This is a genomic window from Agrobacterium sp., assembly GCF_059499945.1.
Genome location: NZ_JCABZP010000015.1, coordinates 1 through 19585 on the forward strand (window position 1 = coordinate 1; position 19585 = coordinate 19585).

The 19585-nt window shown below is 56.7% G+C and carries 18 protein-coding genes; 10 read left to right on the top strand and 8 right to left on the bottom strand.

What is annotated here, in order from left to right; translation table 11 throughout:
- Positions 1–541: 541 nt before the first annotated feature.
- From AC5I5B_RS17550 to AC5I5B_RS17560, 3 genes are read right to left on the bottom strand one after another with little or no spacing between them, the layout of a single operon-like run.
- Positions 542–1018 (bottom strand): hypothetical protein, encoded by a 477-nt coding sequence (locus AC5I5B_RS17550; RefSeq protein ID WP_495752774.1) that lies wholly within the window; start codon positions 1016–1018, stop codon positions 542–544.
- The gene (locus tag AC5I5B_RS17555) at positions 1018–1650 is read right to left on the bottom strand and encodes a hypothetical protein (RefSeq protein ID WP_173614800.1); all 633 of its coding nucleotides are present in this window, start codon (positions 1648–1650) and stop codon (positions 1018–1020) included. Before AC5I5B_RS17555 ends, AC5I5B_RS17550 begins: the two co-directional genes overlap by 1 nt.
- The gene (locus AC5I5B_RS17560) at positions 1637–1897 is read right to left on the bottom strand and encodes a hypothetical protein (RefSeq protein WP_173614799.1); all 261 of its coding nucleotides are present in this window, start codon (positions 1895–1897) and stop codon (positions 1637–1639) included. The genes AC5I5B_RS17555 and AC5I5B_RS17560 overlap by 14 nt, the downstream gene beginning before the upstream one ends.
- 185 nt (positions 1898–2082) lie before the next feature.
- Between AC5I5B_RS17560 and AC5I5B_RS17565 the strand changes: the two genes are divergently transcribed.
- Positions 2083–2802: a hypothetical protein gene (locus AC5I5B_RS17565; RefSeq protein WP_174031441.1), complete on the top strand. Its 720-nt coding sequence runs from the start codon at positions 2083–2085 to the stop codon at positions 2800–2802.
- A 507-nt stretch (positions 2803–3309) separates the two neighbouring features.
- Positions 3310–3825 carry a disulfide bond formation protein B gene (locus AC5I5B_RS17570; protein WP_111833895.1) on the top strand — a complete coding sequence of 172 codons (516 nt, stop codon included), beginning with the start codon at positions 3310–3312 and terminating at the stop codon, positions 3823–3825.
- A gap of 31 nt (positions 3826–3856) precedes the next feature.
- On the opposite strand, the gene AC5I5B_RS17575 is transcribed toward AC5I5B_RS17570, so the two are convergent.
- Entirely contained in the window at positions 3857–4414 is a 558-nt protein-coding gene (locus tag AC5I5B_RS17575; RefSeq protein WP_003507075.1) for an HNH endonuclease, read from the bottom strand.
- Between the two features lie 346 nt (positions 4415–4760).
- On the opposite strand from AC5I5B_RS17575, the gene AC5I5B_RS17580 reads away from it, so the two are divergent.
- The 3 genes from AC5I5B_RS17580 to AC5I5B_RS17590 all read left to right on the top strand — a co-directional run bounded on the left by AC5I5B_RS17580 (position 4761) and on the right by AC5I5B_RS17590 (position 6854).
- Positions 4761–5060 (top strand): hypothetical protein, encoded by a 300-nt coding sequence (locus AC5I5B_RS17580; protein WP_165001489.1) that lies wholly within the window; start codon positions 4761–4763, stop codon positions 5058–5060.
- Positions 5061–5195: 135 nt separating this feature from the next.
- Positions 5196–5801: a transglutaminase-like cysteine peptidase gene (locus tag AC5I5B_RS17585; protein ID WP_080864801.1), complete on the top strand. Its 606-nt coding sequence runs from the start codon at positions 5196–5198 to the stop codon at positions 5799–5801.
- Positions 5802–6062: 261 nt separating this feature from the next.
- Entirely contained in the window at positions 6063–6854 is a 792-nt protein-coding gene (locus AC5I5B_RS17590; RefSeq protein WP_111833896.1) for a metallophosphoesterase family protein, read from the top strand.
- 31 nt (positions 6855–6885) lie between these two features.
- Here the strand turns inward: AC5I5B_RS17590 and AC5I5B_RS17595 are convergent, their stop codons facing one another.
- From AC5I5B_RS17595 to AC5I5B_RS17610, 4 genes are all read right to left on the bottom strand, one after another.
- The gene (locus tag AC5I5B_RS17595) at positions 6886–8112 is read right to left on the bottom strand and encodes a glycosyltransferase family 4 protein (protein WP_080866918.1); all 1227 of its coding nucleotides are present in this window, start codon (positions 8110–8112) and stop codon (positions 6886–6888) included.
- Positions 8109–9446, bottom strand: coding sequence for a polysaccharide pyruvyl transferase family protein (locus AC5I5B_RS17600; protein ID WP_111833897.1), 1338 nt, complete (start codon positions 9444–9446; stop codon positions 8109–8111). Before AC5I5B_RS17600 ends, AC5I5B_RS17595 begins: the two co-directional genes overlap by 4 nt.
- Positions 9434–10918, bottom strand: coding sequence for a lipopolysaccharide biosynthesis protein (locus AC5I5B_RS17605; protein WP_003507087.1), 1485 nt, complete (start codon positions 10916–10918; stop codon positions 9434–9436). The genes AC5I5B_RS17600 and AC5I5B_RS17605 overlap by 13 nt, the downstream gene beginning before the upstream one ends.
- A gap of 162 nt (positions 10919–11080) precedes the next feature.
- A complete protein-coding gene (locus AC5I5B_RS17610) occupies positions 11081–12316 on the bottom strand; it encodes a glycosyltransferase family 4 protein (RefSeq protein WP_111833898.1) in 1236 nt (411 codons plus the stop codon).
- A gap of 493 nt (positions 12317–12809) precedes the next feature.
- Here AC5I5B_RS17610 and AC5I5B_RS17615 point away from each other — a divergent pair, with 493 nt between their 5' ends.
- The 5 genes from AC5I5B_RS17615 to AC5I5B_RS17635 all read left to right on the top strand — a co-directional run bounded on the left by AC5I5B_RS17615 (position 12810) and on the right by AC5I5B_RS17635 (position 19527).
- Complete coding sequence (locus AC5I5B_RS17615) at positions 12810–14129, top strand: hypothetical protein (RefSeq protein WP_111833899.1); 1320 nt, start codon at positions 12810–12812, stop codon at positions 14127–14129.
- 143 nt (positions 14130–14272) lie between these two features.
- Positions 14273–15385: an acyltransferase family protein gene (locus AC5I5B_RS17620; RefSeq protein WP_111833900.1), complete on the top strand. Its 1113-nt coding sequence runs from the start codon at positions 14273–14275 to the stop codon at positions 15383–15385.
- Between the two features lie 183 nt (positions 15386–15568).
- Positions 15569–16480, top strand: a complete 912-nt coding sequence (locus tag AC5I5B_RS17625; protein WP_111833901.1) for a hypothetical protein — start codon at positions 15569–15571, stop codon at positions 16478–16480.
- Positions 16481–16610: 130 nt separating this feature from the next.
- Entirely contained in the window at positions 16611–18860 is a 2250-nt protein-coding gene (locus AC5I5B_RS17630) for a polysaccharide biosynthesis tyrosine autokinase (protein WP_111833902.1), read from the top strand.
- Between the two features lie 13 nt (positions 18861–18873).
- Positions 18874–19527: a hypothetical protein gene (locus tag AC5I5B_RS17635; RefSeq protein WP_087745879.1), complete on the top strand. Its 654-nt coding sequence runs from the start codon at positions 18874–18876 to the stop codon at positions 19525–19527.
- Positions 19528–19585 lie beyond the last annotated feature (58 nt).

Here is a 19585-nt window from a genome sequence, read left to right on the forward strand (position 1 = left end):
ATTAAGCCCGAGAAAATTCTACTTTTGAAGCCCGTTATTCGGCGGGGGGATTACCCTACTAGGAGACGACCAAAATCAGTCTCTCTCATACAAGCTGAGACTACGAGCTAGTGCATTAGCGTTTCTTGGGAAAACCAATCACACGCCCCTCAGCATCGCGCAGTTGGTGAAGGATGTTTACGCGGCACGATCATCGATAGTGCACGGACTTAAAAAAAAGACGTCAAAGAAGCTAAAGCCGGTTTCAGACAAGCGATATGAGGATGAGCGACATAAAGCTTCTGAGCTGCTCCGCTTCGTAATAGATGCTCTTCTCATGCACCCAAAATTTCTCGATCCCAGTAAAATCGATACAGAGCTGCTGCTCCGCTCAGGTGTTGATAGTGGCGAGGATAGCTGAACGAGGAGGCTGCTCAAAACTGTCCAATCTTTACGATAGATCGAGCTTCCCAAGCTGCACTCCGGCATTCACACTCATTGAAGCGCGAACGTCACGCCTTCCAGCAGGTGGAAAATAATAATATCCGAAGTCGCGTATTCATTAAACGGGTTTGCGTCTAAGATTCTCGCTTTCATTCTGGGATAGGCAAAGCTTTTCCGCTTTCTCGGAAGTCCACCGTATGCGTTCTCTCGATAAAAAGCGTAAGGTGTTTTTAGCCTCTGTGATCTTTGTTAGGTCATCTGTGTGGTAGTACATTCCACAATGAGGCAATTTCTTTTCTCGGAAAGATATGATGTCGGCATCCTCGTCGTTCACTTCCAACAGGCATGTTTCGATGTCGAGAAGAGCAACCGCACCATTGTCGATAGTGAGCTTTTTACCGATAATATCAAACGCGTTAGAGAAACAAGCCTCGTCGTCGGCGCCGGAAATCATGAAGAAAGAAACGTACTCCTCAGGCGGGCTCTCACGCAAATCGAAAGCGCATGCTTGAACCTCATCTGCTCCCCTAACCCAAATAGACTTTAAAAACCGAGAAGCGATACCTTCTGTGATATTGCTAGAAACAATTTCCATCAGATCATCCTGAGGACGCGTTCGAACTGCCCGAAATCCCGCTTATCCTTGATTTTCGCCACACCCGAGATTTTTACGAGCCTGACGCCCCTGTTGATATACGAGTAGTGGATGTCTCCCTTCCCCGTTAGTAACGCGCTCATCAAGCTTTTGTCGCTAGACAACAATGCTACAGTCACGAAGCCTGTGTCAGCATCGATTGACACTTCATGCTTCCTGCGAGACAGAACTGGCAGAAGATAAAAATAATTTCTTGCTGAATCAGGCGAAATCTCTTCGCGCTGGTTCTCGGCGCTAACTGCTATGTAATCTTTAATAGCGTCGACCAGTTTTCCAACTAGTTTTGAATACTGAGAAAACGCAGGTTCATTATCTTGTTGCTCTGGGAGCAACTCAGAATGATGACTAAAATCGATGTCTAATGAATCAACGAATGAGCACCAGCCAGATATATCCGCAGGTGCGCTTTGTAAACCTTCAACTTTACTAGGGTATTGCTTATATCGGACCGATTTAGTTTCGATGCCTCTAGCAACATTCACCGAATCGTATGACGTTTTGAAGCTTCCCGTTTCCTTTTGATGGACGCGGTCCCTGCTTTCAAGTCTGATATAAAGCCTACTCTGTTTCATCCTTGATCCCAAGAATAGAATTTGCGAGCAATCGAGCCCTGCTCGTCGGCATAGCAATCGAAGAAATTATCCGCTGATTCTCATTCTCATCTGCCATGTCAAAGAAATCTATTACGATAATATCGTCCTCAACACGCTGAAGGCCAAAACCGAAGGGAAACAACGTCGGTTCTGATTTATCAAAGTTCTCGTTTTTGGGTCGAGTTTTTTTAGCGCTCATGTCAACCTTGGCCTCACGGCTATTCAACTGGATTTCTTATACGCTACCGCGCCTTGTCTATGTCAAGGATAATGATCGATTCATCACATAGTGGCATTAGACACTGTCTCAAGCCGACTCCTTATGGGTTCATCGAAGCTGTCGGTGGATGCACAGGCTATCTGAGGTAGAATGCTAATAGCCCGAGTCGCGTTAGGGGAATTACACAAAGCATGGATTACGAGCTCATTACGGATGACGATTACGAGACTCTTCCTTCAGAGCCTGAGAAAAGGTTCACGACTATAGAAAGGATTTGCCGCAAGAACATGTTGGCGATTATCTCGAATGAGACAAGTCAGCCGTTCGACAGCCTTGTGCGAACCCAATATATGACGATCGTCACAGCCAGCGCTGAGGAACTGGGGATTCCGGGCATCCGGTACATCAACGAGTACCAAACAGTTGAGCAGGACCTTAATGAATTCTTTCGGCTGGTCACGGGGGTCACAGCAAAGATTAGGCTTCGGAATTCCTCAAGTCGTGATGCGCTTTCCGTTCGGCTCGCCAGCAAAACAAAAGGTCTCATTGAGAATGAGCTGACGAAGCTTCGAGCATCGGTTGAAGAGAGCAACCTCTCGGACGACAAGAAGGAGCGCCTGCTTGGAAAGATTGGTGAGTTCCGCACAGAGCTTCATAAAGAGCGTTTGCGGTTCGGCGTTTCACTGTCTGTTCTGGCGTCTATCGGGGCCATGGTGGGCGGCACAACAGCCTTTTTAGCTGAGGCACCCCAGGCAATTGCAACAATTACCCACCTCATCGGCGTTGATAAGCAGAAAGAAGACGAGGAGATACTACGGCTGGAAGGTCCCACGAAGCCTAGGCTGCTTGCCCCGCCGCCGTCTGCTACAAAAGGCTCGTGGGATGCGCTTGATGACGACATTCCATTCTAGCGAATAGTCTTTGCCATTTTGGAAAGCGGGGCCCCACCTTAACAGCAATTACGGAGCAACTCGTTTGGACGCCAAGACCTTTTCGACACTATGACCTTTGAAACCGGAAGCCAGAGCTTCTGAGAATGGCATTGGACACTTTTTGAAAAAGCCTAGTAAGTGTATGGAAAACCAAGGTGTCCAACAATGCCGCAAACCGCTGATTTTCCATAAAATCAGCGGCCCGGCTTGGGGTACCATTTCCAAAAGCGCATTGATTTCTCTAGGCTTTGTCCAGCACCCGCCAGTGAGTTCTTCAACGGCCCCATGCCGGCCGGCAAGCTCACGAAACTTTGCTTGCGCACCCCCCGAATATTGCCAGGCTTTCATTTGCCAGATGCGGCGGACTGGATTAGACGAATCCCGTTACACCCCGTGAGGACCGGCGACTTAATTTCGCCATCACGCCCGCCTTTTTGAAAGCCCGTCCGGGATATCTGCTTCTTCGCGAAGTTTGAGGAAAACAACATGGCCAATGCGACCACCGCCGACAATAGCCGCACGCTCGCCGCTCTCGGCGTCACGGCGGGAATGATCTTCACCGTCGGCTCCGCCCTCGGTTTCCAGCATATTGGCGGTTATACGCCCTGCGCGCTGTGCCTGCTGCAGCGCGATCCCTATTATTACGCCATTCCGCTGGGCGTATTGGCCGTTGCGACCAGCGTCTTCAAATTGCCGGTTCAGATCACCCGGGTGCTTCTTGCCCTTATCGGCGTGGCGATGCTGATCGGCGCCGGGCTCGGCGTCTACCACGCCGGCGTGGAATGGGGTTTCTGGGCAGGGCCGATTACCTGCGCCACCGGGGCGCCGTCCATCACGACGAATGCCGGCGATCTCCTGGGTAATCTGAACGCCATCAAGGCACCCTCCTGCAACGACGCGGCCTTGCGGGTGCTCGGCCTTTCCTTCGCGGGCTGGAATGTCATCGCAAGCGTTGCACTTACGGCAGTCGCCTTTTTTGGCGCGAGCCGGAAAAGCCGGTAAGCGGAAAAGCCGCATTGCAGTCCTGAAAAGATCAGGGCTGCAGTTCGGTATCCCAGTAAAGATAGTCCATCCAGCTTTCGTGTAGATAATTGGGCGGGAACAGCCGCCCGTTATTGTGCAAATCCTGAACCGTGGGCTGGAAGGGCCTCTGCGCCGGGAACATGCCCGCCTGCTTGGGAAGCTTGCTGCCTTTTTTAAGGTTGCAGGGAGAGCACGCCGCAACGACATTGTGCCAGGTGGTTTCACCGCCATGCGCGCGGGGAATCACATGGTCGAAGGTCAATTCGTCCCGCGTGCCGCAATACTGGCATTCGAACTTGTCCCGAAGGAAAACGTTGAAGCGTGTGAAGGCGGGGTTGCGGGTGGGCTGCACGTAAGTCTTGAGGCTGACGACGCTCGGCAGCCGCATGGAAAAGCTGGGGGATGACACCGCGTGATCATATTCTGCAATGATGTTCACACGGTCTAGAAAGACAGCCTTGATCGCGTCCTGCCAGGACCATAACGACAAGGGATAATAACTCAGTGGCCTGTAGTCTGCGTTCAGAACGAGCGCCGGCAGGGCCTGTGGTGAAACTGCAATCGTCAAGGGCTTCTCCTGAGCGATTCGGCATCTGCACTTGTATATTAGGTCCGTTGTTACAGGATTGTGAAGCCTATAAATGCAGCGGCAAAGAGCTTAATTTTTGAGCCCCAGAATGGCGTTTTTCGCATTCCTGACGATCGAGCGGCACGGTGACGCCTCCTGGCGACGTGGCACCGCTGGCTGATGCGGCAGGGAGGCGATTCGGCCTTTGCCAGACACAAATCCTTCTCACACCGGATGCAATATCGGTGATATGATTACCCCCGACAGACGCTGAAAAAGCAATGCGCGCCGGGCGTGGCAAATGTGCGGCGGCGTCATCCATTATTTCGTCCATGGAGGAACGGCCATGACGGTGGGCAGGCAGCAAGCAGCAGCATTGCGCAGGAGGCTTGCGGCCGGGGTTCTGGCCGCCACGATCGGCTTCTCCACGGGTGCCCATGCGCAGCAATATCAGAATTTCGAAGTGACGCCGGATGGCCGCGGCGGGGCGCAGGGAACGATCGGCGGACGCAATTTCGAAGTTTACCGGAATTACGACCGGCCGCCGGCAAGCAGAGCCTCACCCGATACACAGCGAGAACTCCGACGAGCCGTCCCGCAACAGACCTGTATTGTCGACACGGAAGGTCGAACCCGCTGCAAGTGAGCGCGAACCCAATTTTTCAACGCGCTGTAACAAAATTAGATTTCATTAAAATGCAATCTATCGACTTAAACGGCCCGCAAGAATGGGTCGCTATGGTGCCAGCACAAGAGAAGGCAACTGTGCAGGGGCAAGGACATGGCGAAGAGAACAATCCGTCTGGCAACGTTTTTTGCCGTCGCTGCCGGCATGGCGGCGAGCATTGCGACAACGGCATCGGCCGTGCAGCTTGGTGGCCTTGCCCAAAAGCCTGGCGCATCGCGGCCCGGCCTCTTCATGACCACGAGCCGTCCGACCATCGCGCCCATTGCCTTTGCCAAATTCTGTGAAAGCGCCGCCGACCAGTGCATCCGGACTGGTGACCGCGATACGGTGGAGCTGAGCAAACAGAAGCGTGTGGAACTCCAGCGCATCAACGCCGAGATCAACACCTCGATAATCTATGCCAGTGAAGGGGACGGCGAAGACGACTGGAAACTGAACCCGGCAAGCGGCGACTGTGACGATTATGCGGTGACCAAGCGGCAACGCCTCCTGCGCGCCGGCTGGCCTTCCGGCGCCCTGCGCATTGCCACTGCCCGCACGACGGATGGCATAGGTCACGCCGTTCTGGTCGTCAGCACCAGCCAGGGCGATCTGGTGCTGGATAACCGCACCAATGTCGTCAAGCCGTGGAAAGCGGTGGATCTGAAATGGATCAAGATCCAGTCGCACGAGGACCCGCGTGTCTGGCTGAAACTCTAGAACATGTCTTTACGCTGAAACCGCCCTTTCGGACGACAGGCATTCGACCGCCGGTTAAGGCAACGTATCTTTCGGTCATCAAAGAGGGTATTCTCTCCTCGCAGGATTGACGCGTCCCGCTTTACAAAAGCCGCCTCTCGCCGCTTCGTCCGGCGGGTTTTGGCGGCTGACCCAGCATTGCGTCAACGCAGCTTGGGCGGGTGATGCGGCTGCCGCTTTCAACACTCTTGACCTTGTGCAGGAGAGACAGTATCGGCAGCTATGCCCAAGGTGCTCAACTGGATTCGCGGTCGTAAACAACCAGCCTCCCGCGACGACCGGAGGCGACGCAGAATCGACCTTGGCGACAAGCCAGCCTCCTTTCCGATCTATGCCATTGGCGACGTGCATGGCAGCCTCGACCTGCTTTTGCAGGCGGAGCGGAAAATCCTTGCCGATCTCGGACCCGACCTCTCTCCCGCGCTGGTCGTTCTCCTCGGCGATTATGTCGATCGCGGGCGCGATTCCCGTGGCGTTCTTGAACATTTGCTGAAGCCACCGCCGACGCCGCTGCGCCGTATTGCACTTTGCGGCAACCATGAGCAGCTCTTCCATGATTTTCTCGAAAATCCGCAGGAGAACATGCACTGGCTGGACTTTGGCGGCCGCCAGACGCTCCTGTCCTACGGGGTCGACATAGACTATTTCCTGCAAAAGGGCCGCTTGAGACTGCAGCCGTTCAGGGATGCTCTGCTCGGCGCAATTCCGCAAACCCACCGCCAGCTTTTATCCAGCCTGCCGATCTATGCCCGGATAGGGTCTTATATTTTCGTGCATGCCGGCTTGAGACCGGGATTGCCGCTGGAGGCGCAGACCGATGAGGACATGCTCTGGATCAGGGAGCCGTTCCTTTCACAAGGGGCCGGGCTGGACCTCGTCGTCATCCACGGCCATACACCGGTAACCGAGCCGGAAACCGGCCCGCAGCGGATCGGCATCGACACGGGTGCATTCACCACGGGCAGGCTTACCGTTCTCAGAATTTCGGATGCGGGCTTACACCTGATTGGTTAAGCGCGTTGCCGCGACCTCAAGACTAGCGGTTTCAACCAATTCGCCTGCCGCTCAGAATATTATCAAGGGTCGTCATTTGCTGGCGATTCCATTCAATGGCGTCCTCAAACGCCCTGTTTCCCAGTTCCTGCCGCTGATCGTGGCTCGAGGCGAGCTGCAGGATCGCGTCGGCGAAACCCCTGTGGTCATCATCGTCCACAATGACCACACCGCGCCGGTATCGTTCCGAAAGCCCCCTCGCGCCCGTGCGGGTGCTGATTGTGGGAACACCGGCAGCCAGGGCATCGAGCAGTTTTATATTGATGCCTGTTCCAAGCGTGATGGGATTGATGGAAAGCGGCGCGCGCGTGAAGGCGTCCTTCACATCATCCACGCGGCCGAGCTTGAGAATGCCCTCTTCATCTTCAATCTTGCCACATATACCGCCCGCCAGCACCAGACGTATATCCGGCCGGGCAGCCCTTACCAGCGGCATGATGTTCCGGAGAAACCCCTTCAGGGAAATGATGTTGGCGTCATTACCGGAACCGAGAAACAAGAAGTCGCTCGGCGTGAAGTCTTCCACTTTTCCATTGAGATCGAGAATATGGCTGACGGTTGCGAGAGCCGGCGGCTCTTCCCCCAGCCGCTGCCGGAACGCGTGCTCCTCTTCCTCCTGAATGGCGACAACCACATCCGCACGGCGCAATGCCCGGCATTCCACCGCCGGCGGCACCGAGAACCAGTATCCATATTTGTTGGCGGTATTGATGAACGCCTTGTGCCGGTCGGCGAAGGAATCATGGGTATCGAGAATACGCAGCACGCCCTTCGGCAAGCCCAGAAACGCCCTCGAATGAAACGCATATTCCACAATGACGGCATCGATCCCCAGCCGGCGTTGAATATCACGAAGCTGCCGACCCATTTCCGGATAATAGAATTCATCCAGCTGGTTATAAAAACCACGCTCGCGACCAAGCATCCGATGGAGCTTGCGAAGGGCCCGAAACGACGTCAAGCCAACCTCGAAACCAAAATCGCCGGGAAGCCGGTTCCTAAGGCTACCCCCCTGCCGGGAAACAAGGTGCAGGTGATCCGGTCCGAATTCAGCCTCATGCCCCGCCAGATCGAAATCGGTGGCAATCGTGCCATCGACATGGATGAAATGCACCTCGTGCCCTAGGCCGCGCACGGCGCGCGTCAGCTGCAGAATCCTGCTTCGCGCGCCTTCATTGGCGGGAACGACCGGAAATGCCGAGACGAAAGCGACTTTCATGAAAGGACGGAGGCACGCGCCGGGAAAGTCTCGAACAACTGAAAATTCCTCTTGGACATCGCCAGAATTTCCGGCAGCCTTTTCCCGACGTTTTCACGGATTTCGTCAGATTGGTCGATAAATTCGATCAGTGCGCTTTTGATTCCATCCTGCGTAAGGAAGGAAGACGGAGAAAGCAGATCGGCAGCGGAGAGACCGAAATGCTGATAGAGCCCTTCGAACTTTCCCTGATAGGCGATGCATATCGCTGGAACGCCTTTGCCCAGCGCGGCAATGGCGAGATGCATGCGGCCGCTGACGAGGCCGTCAAGCTGGCCGGCGACGCCTTTCAAGACGGGCGCTGACCATTTTCCGTCGAGATAACGGACCCTGTCGGTTCTGGACGCAGGCACACGCTCGGCGATAGCCTTGAGATAGGCCTGATCGCCCACATTGTCGCGATAGTCATGCGGGATGAGCAGCCAGCACACCGGCCTGGCATCGACGGCAAATTGCAACGCTTCCGCCGCATGCCTGATGACCGCCTCGGTCTGCGCGTGGTCGGCGTTTTTGAACAGCATGGGATGCAGGTTGAAACCCATGACCCGGTATCCCTCGGCCCGCTTTCGCGCGATCCATGAACGCGTGCCCTCGTCAGGCTCAGAAGGAACGAGACTGAACGCGGAATCGGAAACGAGCGCCGCATTTGTCTTCGCAAAGGTCTGTAGGCGCTCAAGCGAGATAACGTCACGCACCTTGAGCGAGCACTCCGGATGAAGGGAACGATAGAACATTGCCAAGGGGGCATGCGGCGTTTCATTGAAGCTGAAGCCGAGGATGACGTTCTTTATTCCGGCAGCGGCGGCGAGATCCGCACTCGCAAGAAGTTTTGCGCTGACCAGGGGGTGGTAATATCCATCCATGACATCGGCGCCGACAACGACGACACTATCATATTGTCTTGTCGCAAACTGCTGCGCCAGGGCTTTTATGAAATCGGGCTTGCCAAAGATATCGACGGGAACAAAGCCCCTCTGGTAAGCGGAATCGGCGTAATCCATCCCATCGACAAGGATGTCTATCTCGACATCGGGATTACTCGCACGCGCGTGTTGCAGCGTCGCGGTGATCATCGCATCATCGCCCAACGAGCCAAAAAGCGTGATGGGATCGCCGGCCACGATCAAAAGCCGGCTTAACCGGTCGCCGGCAGCGGCGGGTTTCATGCCCGCCTTCAACGCCTGCAGATCGTCAAAGAGTTGCCGAAACGCGATATCCCTTCTTCGCCGCTCGATATATTTCACCGCTCTCTGGCGCAGCGGTGCTGGCAGTATTTTTTTTATCAGCTTGCGCATTTGCTTTCCTTTCGGGAAATGATTTTGCCCATGACGAGCGCGATGGCGGACCGGGCCTCGTTTCGCGCAGTCAGCACCAGAAGCAGAAGATAGGCCACGCCGAAAATGGAGCCGAGCAGGATGCCGGATATGAAATCGCCGGCGCCCAGCAGCTTGACCTCGGGACGCATCCATTGAACGAGCAGGAAGCAGAAACCGCTGGAGGCGAAGCTCGGCAGAAGCAGGAGGAATATTCGCCACAGCCCGATGCCAAGCTCGCGGGCGATGAAGAAAAATGTGAAGGGCGTGGAGGTCAGCTGCCCGACGGCATAAACAATGACGATTTCCCTGATGCTATCAGTCGGAACCAGCAGGATCAGCAGGATCGTCGAAACCGCCTTGATGCTTCCGGCAATCAGCACCTTGTTCGGTTTGCCGCGCGCGGAAAGGAAAGGCGCGTTTTGAAACTGAACACATTGCAGCGCGCCGAGCAGAAGCAGCGGTTGCGCCACCCCGTCGGCACCCTGCCATCGCACACCAAATAGCACGTTGCAGATTTCCGGAGCCAATGCCGCGGCGAGCACGAAGACCGGTGTGGAGAAGATCGCCGACATGGTGATCGACTGCTTGTAGAGCGCCGCCATTCGTTCCCGCTCGTGCGATATGCGCGAAAGCACCGTCAGTGAAACGTCATAAAGCGCCGCCTGAAGCAATTGCATCAGAAGTTGATAGAGCCTGCTGCCGACGGTGTAGAGGCCGAAGAGCGCGACCCCGTAATGTCCGAGAATCATGAAATCGATCAGGCGCGTGGCCGCGAAATCGACAATACGAAGGCCGAGCGCCGACGAACCGAAGCGAAGCAGTTCAACGAAGGTTCCGGGATTGAGGGTGGCGCCCGGCAGCCAGTGCGGCTTTCGCCAGAGCCAGATCAGCGTGACGATGGTGGCGACATAGGTCTGAACGACGAGGCTCCAGACACCGAGGCCGATGATTGCGAAAACAATCGCCACGCCGCCACCGATGATGTTCGATATGAAGGTTCTGATCGCCAGCGGCTTGAAAGCCAGCGCGCGGCGATAATTCACCTCCTGAAACATCGATGCCGTGTTCAGCGGCAGCAATATGCAGATCGCCACGATGACCGGCGCCAGCCCTTCGACCTCAAACCAGCGCTCCAGTTCCGGAGAGAACACGCAGACGGCAATGGCCAGCAATGTCGCCACCGCAACCGAGGCATAAAACGGCAGATTGACGTCGCTGGGCTCCAGATTGCGTTTCTGCACGATCGCATCCGCGAATCCGAATTCCGACAGCATCTGGATCAGCATCAGCACCAGCCCGGCGGTGGCGACCATGCCGTAATCGGTAGGGCTGAGGAAACGGGCGAGGACGATGAAGAGAATGGAGGTGAAAAGCTTGCCGCCCCAGTTCTGGACGATGGACCAGAACACGCCTTTCAGGGCCGCATTGCCTATCGACGTTGCCTCGGACATCAATCCACCACCTGCAAAACCAGCCACATCAACGCACCCGGCGCAGCGACCGCAAAACAGTCGACGCCCATGCCAGGAAGGCGGAGGCTGCCGTTATTGCTTCCCACCATATGCTCTCTCCTTCGAAGAAAACCGCTGTAACGGACGGGGTCCGTTGCCGGTCTAAGATGCACGCAGGGTTCGGCTTTGCCGGTGGCTCGTCAGGACGTCCTCATAAAGTTTCACATAGTTTTCGCCGACCCGGCGCGAGGTGGATTCCTCGACGATGTTTCCGAAATCGGCCTCCGTCGGCAATTCTTCGCGCGAAAGCGTCAGCACGCGGCGAATACGGGCAGCGAGATCCTTGGCGTTGCCCGGTTCGAACAGCCAGTCGTGGTTGGTCTCGCCAATCAGCTCCGGAATGCCGCCGGAGGCTGCGCCGATGACCGGCACACCCATGGCATAAGCCTCGTAGATCGTGCGCGGTGAAGGCTCGGCCCAGAAGGAGGGAACGATGAGCACATCGATCTCTTCGAAAAACTCCTTCGGCCTGGCCCAGCCGACGAACTCGATCGGCAGATCACCGGCCTGGGCCGTGAAACGCTCGATGGAATCATCCATCGCATGACCGGCGACCAGACAGCGCCAGTTGCCGTGACCGATTTCCTTGAAGGCATCGACCATGTTGCCGACGCCTTTTTCCGTGTTGATGCGGCCGATGTAACCGAAGGTCAGCGGCCTGCCGCTGCGGTCAATCTGCCGGCGGGCGACGGGATCGCCCTCGGGAACCGTGCAGGAATAAAAGATGACGCGGCGCAGGCTTTCCGGAATGTGGTGGAATAGCCCGTGATTGACGTGCGTCTTGAGGATTTCGGTGCCGACGCTTGCGACAGCGCCGATATAACGCTGCGTGAATTTCTTGGTGAAATTCACCACCTGACAGCCGAGATGGAGGTGCTCGCAGGGCTTTCCGCCCTTGAACATGGCGGCATTGCCGCACAGGAGATCATATTCGCAGATCGTGTGAACGATCGGAATGCCGCGCTTATGCGCCGCCCGCCACACCAGCGTCGTCACATCCAGCAGCGAATGAGTGTTGAGAACGTCAGGTTTGAAATCGTCGAGAACGGCCTCGAACTGCTTTTCGACGTCGAAATTCCATTGCTGCTTGAGCTTCTGCATGCGCCGCTGCTGCGGGGAATATTGCGGCCAATCCTCAAGCCAGAAATCGTTGTTGTGGAACATGCGGTAAACGGAGACGCCGTTGCGCACCGTTTTCGGTTCGGCCTGCCGCTCTATGCAGGCAGCGCCGACCGTATGTCCCATGGAGACGAGTTCCTCGGCGAGATGTTCGACCGAGCGTTCGCATCCACCAACGATATGCGGCGGATAAAGGCTGCTAAGATGGAGAATTCTCATGCGGATACGCTCTATTTTCCTTCATCGAAAATCTATGGCGTCCATCCCGGGCTCAGTCGTCTCCGTAAATTCCCGGAGACCAGTGAGACATCTGCAAAATACAAAGAGCCGGAGCGGAACTAATGTTTGAAAATATGAATTACGAAAATCTACTTTTCAAAAAGCACGGGAATTGGCGGCATTTCAAGTGATTTTTTTCGCGGCGCGGTAAAAGCCATGCGGTGTTGCGAAAAGAACCGCTCTCATGTTACGGTTTAGCCACTTTAAAGTGCAGGCAAGCGGGAGCAATCGGCTCCGTTGCGGCTGATGACAATACTACATTTGATAATATCTGTTTTATTTCAGAGACATGGATTTTTGAGCGACCGTAAATGCCAAAAACTTCCAGGACATTCTGATCTCGAGATGCGGACAGCCGTGATCGTCATTTAAACGGCGACATCCATGTGATGGCGCTTGCTTATACTCTCTCCGGACGTACCAGGAGGCGCAGATGAATGGAAAACAGCCGATCGCCATGGGTGGCCTGACGCGGCGCAACCTGCTTTCAGCCGCACCCCTTGCATTGGTCGCCGCCTCCGGTTTGCCTGCCATTCCCGCGCGGGCGCAGGCGGTTGCTTCCGCCAATACCGAAGCCTTTCTGGACAGTGTGGGGGTGTGTGGCCACTTCACCCGCACCACAGGCGTCTATCCGGAACAGTTCGACCGGATCATGCCCGAGATCGAAGCACTGGGCGTCCGGCATCTGCGCGATGACGGGCTCATCGCCGCCAGAAACAGCCCCGTCTTTCAGCGGCTGCGCCGGATCGTGGCGGCGGGCCTTCGCCTCACCATCATATGTTACGACAATCTCAACCCTTATGTCTCCACGCCGCTCGACAGGCTTGCGGATTTCTACGACTGGTCCGACGCGGGTATCGATATTTTCGAGGGCAGCAATGAACCGAACCTGACGAAGGATCCGCAAAACGCCCCGCGCATTTCGGCGGAGCATCAGGCCGCCCTGCACGCCGCCGTCCGCTCGATTCCGCGACTGAGCGCGGTGCGCGTTGCGGCGCCAAGCTATGTCCTTGAGAACAGGGCGCTGGCATTGGACCTGAAGGATGTCTGCGACTACGGCAATATCCACCCTTACGCGGGCATGGAGCACCCCGAAACGACCGGTCCGGGGGCGCTCTCAAAATCCGTTGCCGCTTCGGCGCATATAGCAGCGGGCCGGCCGGTGCTCGCCACGGAGATGGGCTACCATACCTCGCTGCAAACCGAGACCTTTCATTTCCCCGTCACCGAAGACATCAAGGCACGCTATATGCCGCGTATGCTGCTCTGGTGCTTCATCAGCGGTATCCGCCGGTCCTATATCTATGAAATGGTTTCAAGCTTTGCTGCGGATGAGACAAACCCGGAATCCTCCTTCGGTCTCCTGCGCCATGATCTGAGCCGCACCCCCGCTTACGAGGCCGTTCGCGCCCTTCTTTCCCTCTGCAAGGCAGAACGGCAAACCGGGCAGGAGGAACGGCAGATCGATTTCCTCACGGCCGATCCCCAAAGATTGTCCCTGCATCTCGCAAGGCCGGACGGTGCTTTGCTCGTGCCGGTCTGGCTTGGAATTTCCGGCTGGCAATGGCCTGCGCGGATCGAAAACCCGCCCGCCGAACGGGTTGCGACATTTTCGGTGGCCGGCCAGCACAGTCACGTTGTCGCACACCGTTTCCGCGATGACGGCTCCGTGAGCCAGCAGACAATAACGCAGGAAAGCGGGCAATACCGGCTTTCGGTCAGCGACCAGCTTACCGTTCTGGAAGTTTTCTGAGCAGTGCGGAGGAAATGCCGCATCGCAAAATTGTGTGTATCGCGTCGTGCTGTTGCATGCTAGCCTGCTTGAATAATGGACTTCTACCCCGCAACCGCGGGCGCAATATATTACTAAATATATCTTTATTTTATAGATTGACGATGATGAAAAACTTTAAAGAAGCGCCCGCTGCCGGGGCGCAGCGTCTCGATGTTCTTCAGGTAATGCGCGCCGTCGCGGCAACCATGATCGTTGCGTTGCACGCTGATGTGAACTGGCAATTCACGCTTTTCCCGCTGCATCTGCTGAGGCTGGGCGGCGGTGTCGACCTGTTTTTCGTCATTTCCGGCTTTGTCATTGTTTATGCGTCCCGGCCCTATTTTACAGCGCCGGGCGGCCGTTCCGCCTTTCTGCTGCGCCGGTTCCTGCGCATCGTCCCGCTTTACTGGTTTGTGCTGACCCTGCGGCTTGCCATGGCCGCCAGCGTGACTCTTATCAGCGCCAAGGCCTTTCCGCCGTTACAGTCGATCCTCACATCCTATCTGTTTATTCCCTATGACAGCATGGGTTATGGCGACGCCTATCCGTTTCCGCTGATCGATCTCGGCTGGACGCTGAATTACGAAATGTTCTTTTACATCGTTTTTGCGGTGTTCATCTTCCTGCCGCTGGAGCGCGCGGTATTCACGACAGCCGCCGTGCTGTTTACCGCCGTCATGGTCGGCTCCGCCTTCGATCTCGGCCTGCCGTTCAGCTTCTGGTTTCAGCCGATCATTCTCGAATTCGTCGCAGGCATGTTCATTGCGGTCCTCTTCCTGCGAGGCGTCCGCCTGCCGCCCCTGCTCGGGCTCGCAACGGCGCTGTGCGGCCTGGCGATCTGGATGCTGACCGATCTGAGCAGGATTGGGTTCCAGTGCGATCCGGGCTGTTACTCGTTTTCACGGCTGTTCGTTTTCGGCGGCGGCGCAATTCTGCTGATGGCAGCGGCGACCCTGACCAGAAACATCTCCCTGCCCCGTTTCGCGCAGCCGCTGGCAAAACTCGGCGATTCATCATATGCGCTTTATCTGCTGCACCCCTTTATCTTCCGGGGCTTCAAGATCGCGCTCGGCGGCGTCACTTACCCGCCGGAGTGGAGCAACGTCGTTTATCTCGTCATCGTCGTCAGCACCGTCGCCATAGCCCACGCCTTCCACGTCCTTGTCGAAACACCGGCCAATATCTGGCTGCGTGACCGGCTGATAACATCACCACGGAAAGTCGCCGTGTCCTGAATAAAACAGAGAAGGCAAGGGCGGCGGCCGTTAACAATAGCTGAGGGTTTCCGCTGCGGGTTTATTTTAGCGCTTGATCCTTTGCTTGGGCTGTGCGATTTAAAAAGAAATTTTAGATGTTGGGTAACCATCCCCAACGTTGGATGTATTTAAAGTCGTATTTTAAAAGATTTGGAGAGTTGGATGCCCCGCATTCGTAACGGCTCGATGCTCGTTGGTGCGATGTTTGTTGCCAGCATGGGTCTCTTTTCCACTGTCGCCAACGCACAAAACGTGGATTCCGTGCCACCGGCCGCCGCGCAGCAGACCCCTTCGGTCGAAAGCGCCGCAACAGGCGCGCCCGTCAAAGCCGCCGATGAAACCACCGCTGCATTTCTTGCCCGCGTCAACACCACCAATCCGGACACGGTTTCCATTACCGCGGCTGAACTGTTCAAGCAGTCTCCGACGCAGGGAATGATCAAGGATCTGGTCACCATCGCTTCCAGCACGGATGCGGCAACGGTCGACGTGACCGAAAAAGTGACGAGCGGCTTTCCGATCATCGCGGTTTCCACCAGCGCGGCACAGTTTTCCGAACAGCTTTCCGCCCTGATCCTGAGTGATTCCGGCCAATTGCCAACCATCGTCGCACTGGCCCAGAAGGTCGGCAACAAGGACTTTTCCGAAGTTGTCGGCGAAGGCCTGGCACTTGCCCACGCCACCGCAATGCGCAATGGCAATACGATACTTGCGGCCGCCATCCAGTTGCAGACAAAAGGCGCCAACGTGCCCGCCGATCTTCTCATTGCCTTTAGCGAGAATATCGAGGGAACGGCTGCCGGCCCGGCCGCTCCTGCGGCTGCCGCGGCGGCTGCATCGCCGATCGGCGGCGCCGGCTCCTCGCCGGCCAGCGCCAACAGCATCGGCGGTTCGGGAACCGCAGGTGTCGCAGGCGGCACCGCACAGGCAGGTGGCGGGAGCGCACCCGTCGGCGGTGGCGGCAGCGGTGGCGGCGGAACAACAGGCGGCACGGGCACGTCGTTCTTCACCACGATCAATAACTTCTTCTCGACCGGCAGCACCACCACGCCTGTCAGCACAAGTCCCGTTTGAGTTTGGCTTATTTGACTTCCCGAGAGGGAAGGCTGCCGCCAGTTCTGTGATGCAACCGTGACTTGGCAGGCCTTGCGCCTGCCGAAAAGAGCGAGGCTGACAGTTGTTGCAAAGGCACGATCCCCTGACGATGGCCGATTACGATAAAAGCGGGCTGACGGCCGAGTTTATCGACATCGATGCCGCTCTTGCGATAATCCGCCGGCAATGGCGCATCGTCCTTGCCGCGATCGCGGTTGCCGGGGCAATCGGCCTCGCCTTTGCCGCGACGGCCGTGCCGGTCTATTCGGCTACGGCGACCCTGCTGATCGACCGCAACAATAGCCAGATTGTCGAACAGCTTTCGACGATCGGCGGCGTCATAGAGGATGAGGCCTCCATTCTGAGCCAGGTCGAGGTCCTGCAATCGGAAACCATCGGGCTTGCCGTTGTCGATAGTCTCAAACTCACGGAAAATCAGGAATTCAGGGCAACGCGTGCGTCGCTTCTGAGCTCGATATTTGGCACTATCCGTTCGCTCGTCAACGTTTCGCAATGGTTCTCGCCGGCAAAAAAAGAGTCTGTTGTTGACGATGGAACCCTGAAGAGATCGCTGTCGGACCAGCTGCTTAACGGCCTCAGCGTCAAGCGCATCGGCCGAACCTACGCGCTGGAGCTCACCTATAATTCGACATCGCCGGTTCTCGCCGCGCAGATCGTCAATGCCGTGGCCTCGGCCTACCTGCTGGACAAGCTGAACTCCAAATACGAGGCGACGCGGCGGGCCAGCGACTGGCTGTCCGACCGTATTGCGGAACTGCGCCAGCGCGCGCTTGATACCGATCTTGCCGTGCAGAAATTCCGGGCCGAACACAATCTGATCTCGACCGGCAATAACAGCCTGCTTTCCGATCAGCAGCTGGCCGAATCCAATAGCGCCCTTATTCTGGCGCAGTCGGAGACGGCAAAGGCGCGGGCGCGCGTGCAGCGCATCGAGCACATTCTCGCCACCGACGATGTCGACGGGGTCGTCACCGATATTCTCGACAGCTCCGTCGCAAACGATTTGCGCAAGAAATACCTTGAGTCCTCGAAGATCGAGGCGGAAATCACGAGACGCCTCGGCAGCAACCATATTCAGGCCGTGCGTCTGCGCAATGAAATGCAGGAATACCGGCGGTTGATGTTCCAGGAAATCAGCCGCATCGCGCAGAGTTACAAAAGTGATCTGGAGGTTTCGGAAGCGAAGGAAAAATCGCTTGCCGAGAGCGTCGCCAAAGCAACCGACATCAGCAACTCGGCCAGCGAAACACAGGTTCAGCTGCGCGAATTGCAGCGCGAAGCCGAAACCTACAAGAACATGTACCAGACGTTCCTGCAGCGTTATCAGGAAGCGATGCAGCAGCAGTCCTTCCCCGTGACGGAAGCGCGCGTGATTTCCAAGGCGATGCCGCCCAGGATTCCGAGCAAACCGAACAAGCCCATCATCCTGGCGCTGTTCATGATCATGGGTGCGGCAGCCGGCGGCGGCATTGCCATGTTCCGCGAATTCCGCGATCGGTTTTTCCGTACCGGCGAACAGGTTCGCGATGTCCTCGGACTGGAATTCCTCGGCAATACCCCGCTGATCCCGAACAAGCCGGTGACAGAGGCTCCGGAAAGCGGCCATCCCGGGCTGACGCTTCCCACCAGCGTTGCGCGTTACGCAGTTGACCACCCGCTCTCCTCCTTCGCCGAAACCCTGCGCAGCACCAGACTTGCCATCGATCTCGGCATTTCCGCCAAAAGCGGGGCGCGGATTGTCGGTGTTGTCTCGGCCTTGCCGAGTGAAGGCAAATCCACGATCTCCATCAATCTGGCGCAGCTGCTCGCCGGGCAGGGCGCTCGGGTCCTGCTGCTGGATGCCGATATCCGCAATCCCGGCGCCACGCGCGCCATGGCGCGTCACGCCAGCGAGGGTCTGCTCGAAGTATTGCTGGAAGGCCGCAGCGTGCAGGATGTGCTGCTTCGTGACGAAAAGACAAAGCTCGCTTTCCTGCCCACAGTGGTCAAGCAGCGTGTCCCTCATTCCTCCGAATTGCTGACCTCGGCGCAAATGCACAAGCTGCTGGCTGAAGCGAGCAACGCTTTCGACTACATCATCGTCGACCTGCCGCCGCTCGGGCCGGTGGTCGATGCGCGCGCCATGGCGGGACGGATCGATGGTTTCATCTTCGTCACGGAATGGGGCAAGACCGCTCGCAGGGCGGTGCGGAACACGGTGGAAAATGAGGTCCATATCCGCAAGAAGTGCCTCGGCGTCATCCTCAACAAGGTGGACACCGAAAAGCTGAAGCTTTATCGCGCCTATGGTTCAAGCGAATATTATCATTCGCGCTATACACGATATTACCATGACTAGGCGTGGTGGCGTGATGCGCCTGCGGAAAATCCTCGCGGTCGTGCCGGTCCTCGTCATTTCCGTCTTTGTCCTGTCTGTCGCGGCGCAGGCATTTTCCCAAAGCCGGCGTTTTTCCGATATCGTCGCATTGGCGAGAATCGCCGATGAAAATAACGGTCTTGCACCTGAACTGCTTGCAAAAACCGTCGCTGAACTTCACCCCATCGTCACCGAAAAAATCTGCCGTTCGGATATCGTCAAAGCCGGGCTAAGGCTCGTTCTGGCCGATCTCGATGCAAATGGCGCCGATCCGGCACCCGATTCCGGCGCGGCGCGCCTCGGTTTTGCCGAGACCTTTATTCGCCATTCGCTCTCCTGTTTTCCCGCAAATGGCGATGTCTGGCTGCGTCTTGCCATGGTTCGTTCACTGCGCAACGCCTCGCCCATGGAAGTCGCCGTGCTGATGAATTTCTCCCAGCTCTACGGGCCTGCCGATGCCAATCTGATCCGTGGGCGTTTCGTGATGTGGCAACAATTTCCGAAAAACACCTTGCCCGAGGCCGAAGCGGCCCGCGAGGCGGACACGGCCATCGTCTGCGGCAGGCAAGGAGAAATCCTGCGATGGACCCTGGCGGAAGTCTGCCCAAAGCCGCCATCGGAAGGCGCGACACGCCTGACGCTGCCATGATCTGAAACAGCAAGAGAACAAACCCCGTCCGTCGTTCGGGCATAACCACCACAAACAA

What these genes read in the sequence shown, in the direction of transcription:
- AC5I5B_RS17595 (WP_080866918.1), bottom strand. Translation starts at nt 8,112, where the DNA reads ATGAAAGTCGCTTTCGTCTCGGCATTTCCGGTCGTTCCCGCCAATGAA.
- AC5I5B_RS17605 (WP_003507087.1), bottom strand. Translation starts at nt 10,918, where the DNA reads ATGTCCGAGGCAACGTCGATAGGCAATGCGGCCCTGAAAGGCGTGTTC.
- AC5I5B_RS17570 (WP_111833895.1), top strand. Translation starts at nt 3,310, where the DNA reads ATGGCCAATGCGACCACCGCCGACAATAGCCGCACGCTCGCCGCTCTC.
- AC5I5B_RS17615 (WP_111833899.1), top strand. Translation starts at nt 12,810, where the DNA reads ATGAATGGAAAACAGCCGATCGCCATGGGTGGCCTGACGCGGCGCAAC.
- AC5I5B_RS17565 (WP_174031441.1), top strand. Translation starts at nt 2,083, where the DNA reads ATGGATTACGAGCTCATTACGGATGACGATTACGAGACTCTTCCTTCA.
- AC5I5B_RS17620 (WP_111833900.1), top strand. Translation starts at nt 14,273, where the DNA reads ATGATGAAAAACTTTAAAGAAGCGCCCGCTGCCGGGGCGCAGCGTCTC.
- AC5I5B_RS17635 (WP_087745879.1), top strand. Translation starts at nt 18,874, where the DNA reads ATGCGCCTGCGGAAAATCCTCGCGGTCGTGCCGGTCCTCGTCATTTCC.
- AC5I5B_RS17555 (WP_173614800.1), bottom strand. Translation starts at nt 1,650, where the DNA reads ATGAAACAGAGTAGGCTTTATATCAGACTTGAAAGCAGGGACCGCGTC.
- AC5I5B_RS17550 (WP_495752774.1), bottom strand. Translation starts at nt 1,018, where the DNA reads ATGGAAATTGTTTCTAGCAATATCACAGAAGGTATCGCTTCTCGGTTT.
- AC5I5B_RS17600 (WP_111833897.1), bottom strand. Translation starts at nt 9,446, where the DNA reads ATGCGCAAGCTGATAAAAAAAATACTGCCAGCACCGCTGCGCCAGAGA.
- AC5I5B_RS17585 (WP_080864801.1), top strand. Translation starts at nt 5,196, where the DNA reads ATGGCGAAGAGAACAATCCGTCTGGCAACGTTTTTTGCCGTCGCTGCC.
- AC5I5B_RS17625 (WP_111833901.1), top strand. Translation starts at nt 15,569, where the DNA reads ATGCCCCGCATTCGTAACGGCTCGATGCTCGTTGGTGCGATGTTTGTT.
- AC5I5B_RS17630 (WP_111833902.1), top strand. Translation starts at nt 16,611, where the DNA reads ATGGCCGATTACGATAAAAGCGGGCTGACGGCCGAGTTTATCGACATC.
- AC5I5B_RS17610 (WP_111833898.1), bottom strand. Translation starts at nt 12,316, where the DNA reads ATGAGAATTCTCCATCTTAGCAGCCTTTATCCGCCGCATATCGTTGGT.
- AC5I5B_RS17590 (WP_111833896.1), top strand. Translation starts at nt 6,063, where the DNA reads ATGCCCAAGGTGCTCAACTGGATTCGCGGTCGTAAACAACCAGCCTCC.
- AC5I5B_RS17580 (WP_165001489.1), top strand. Translation starts at nt 4,761, where the DNA reads ATGACGGTGGGCAGGCAGCAAGCAGCAGCATTGCGCAGGAGGCTTGCG.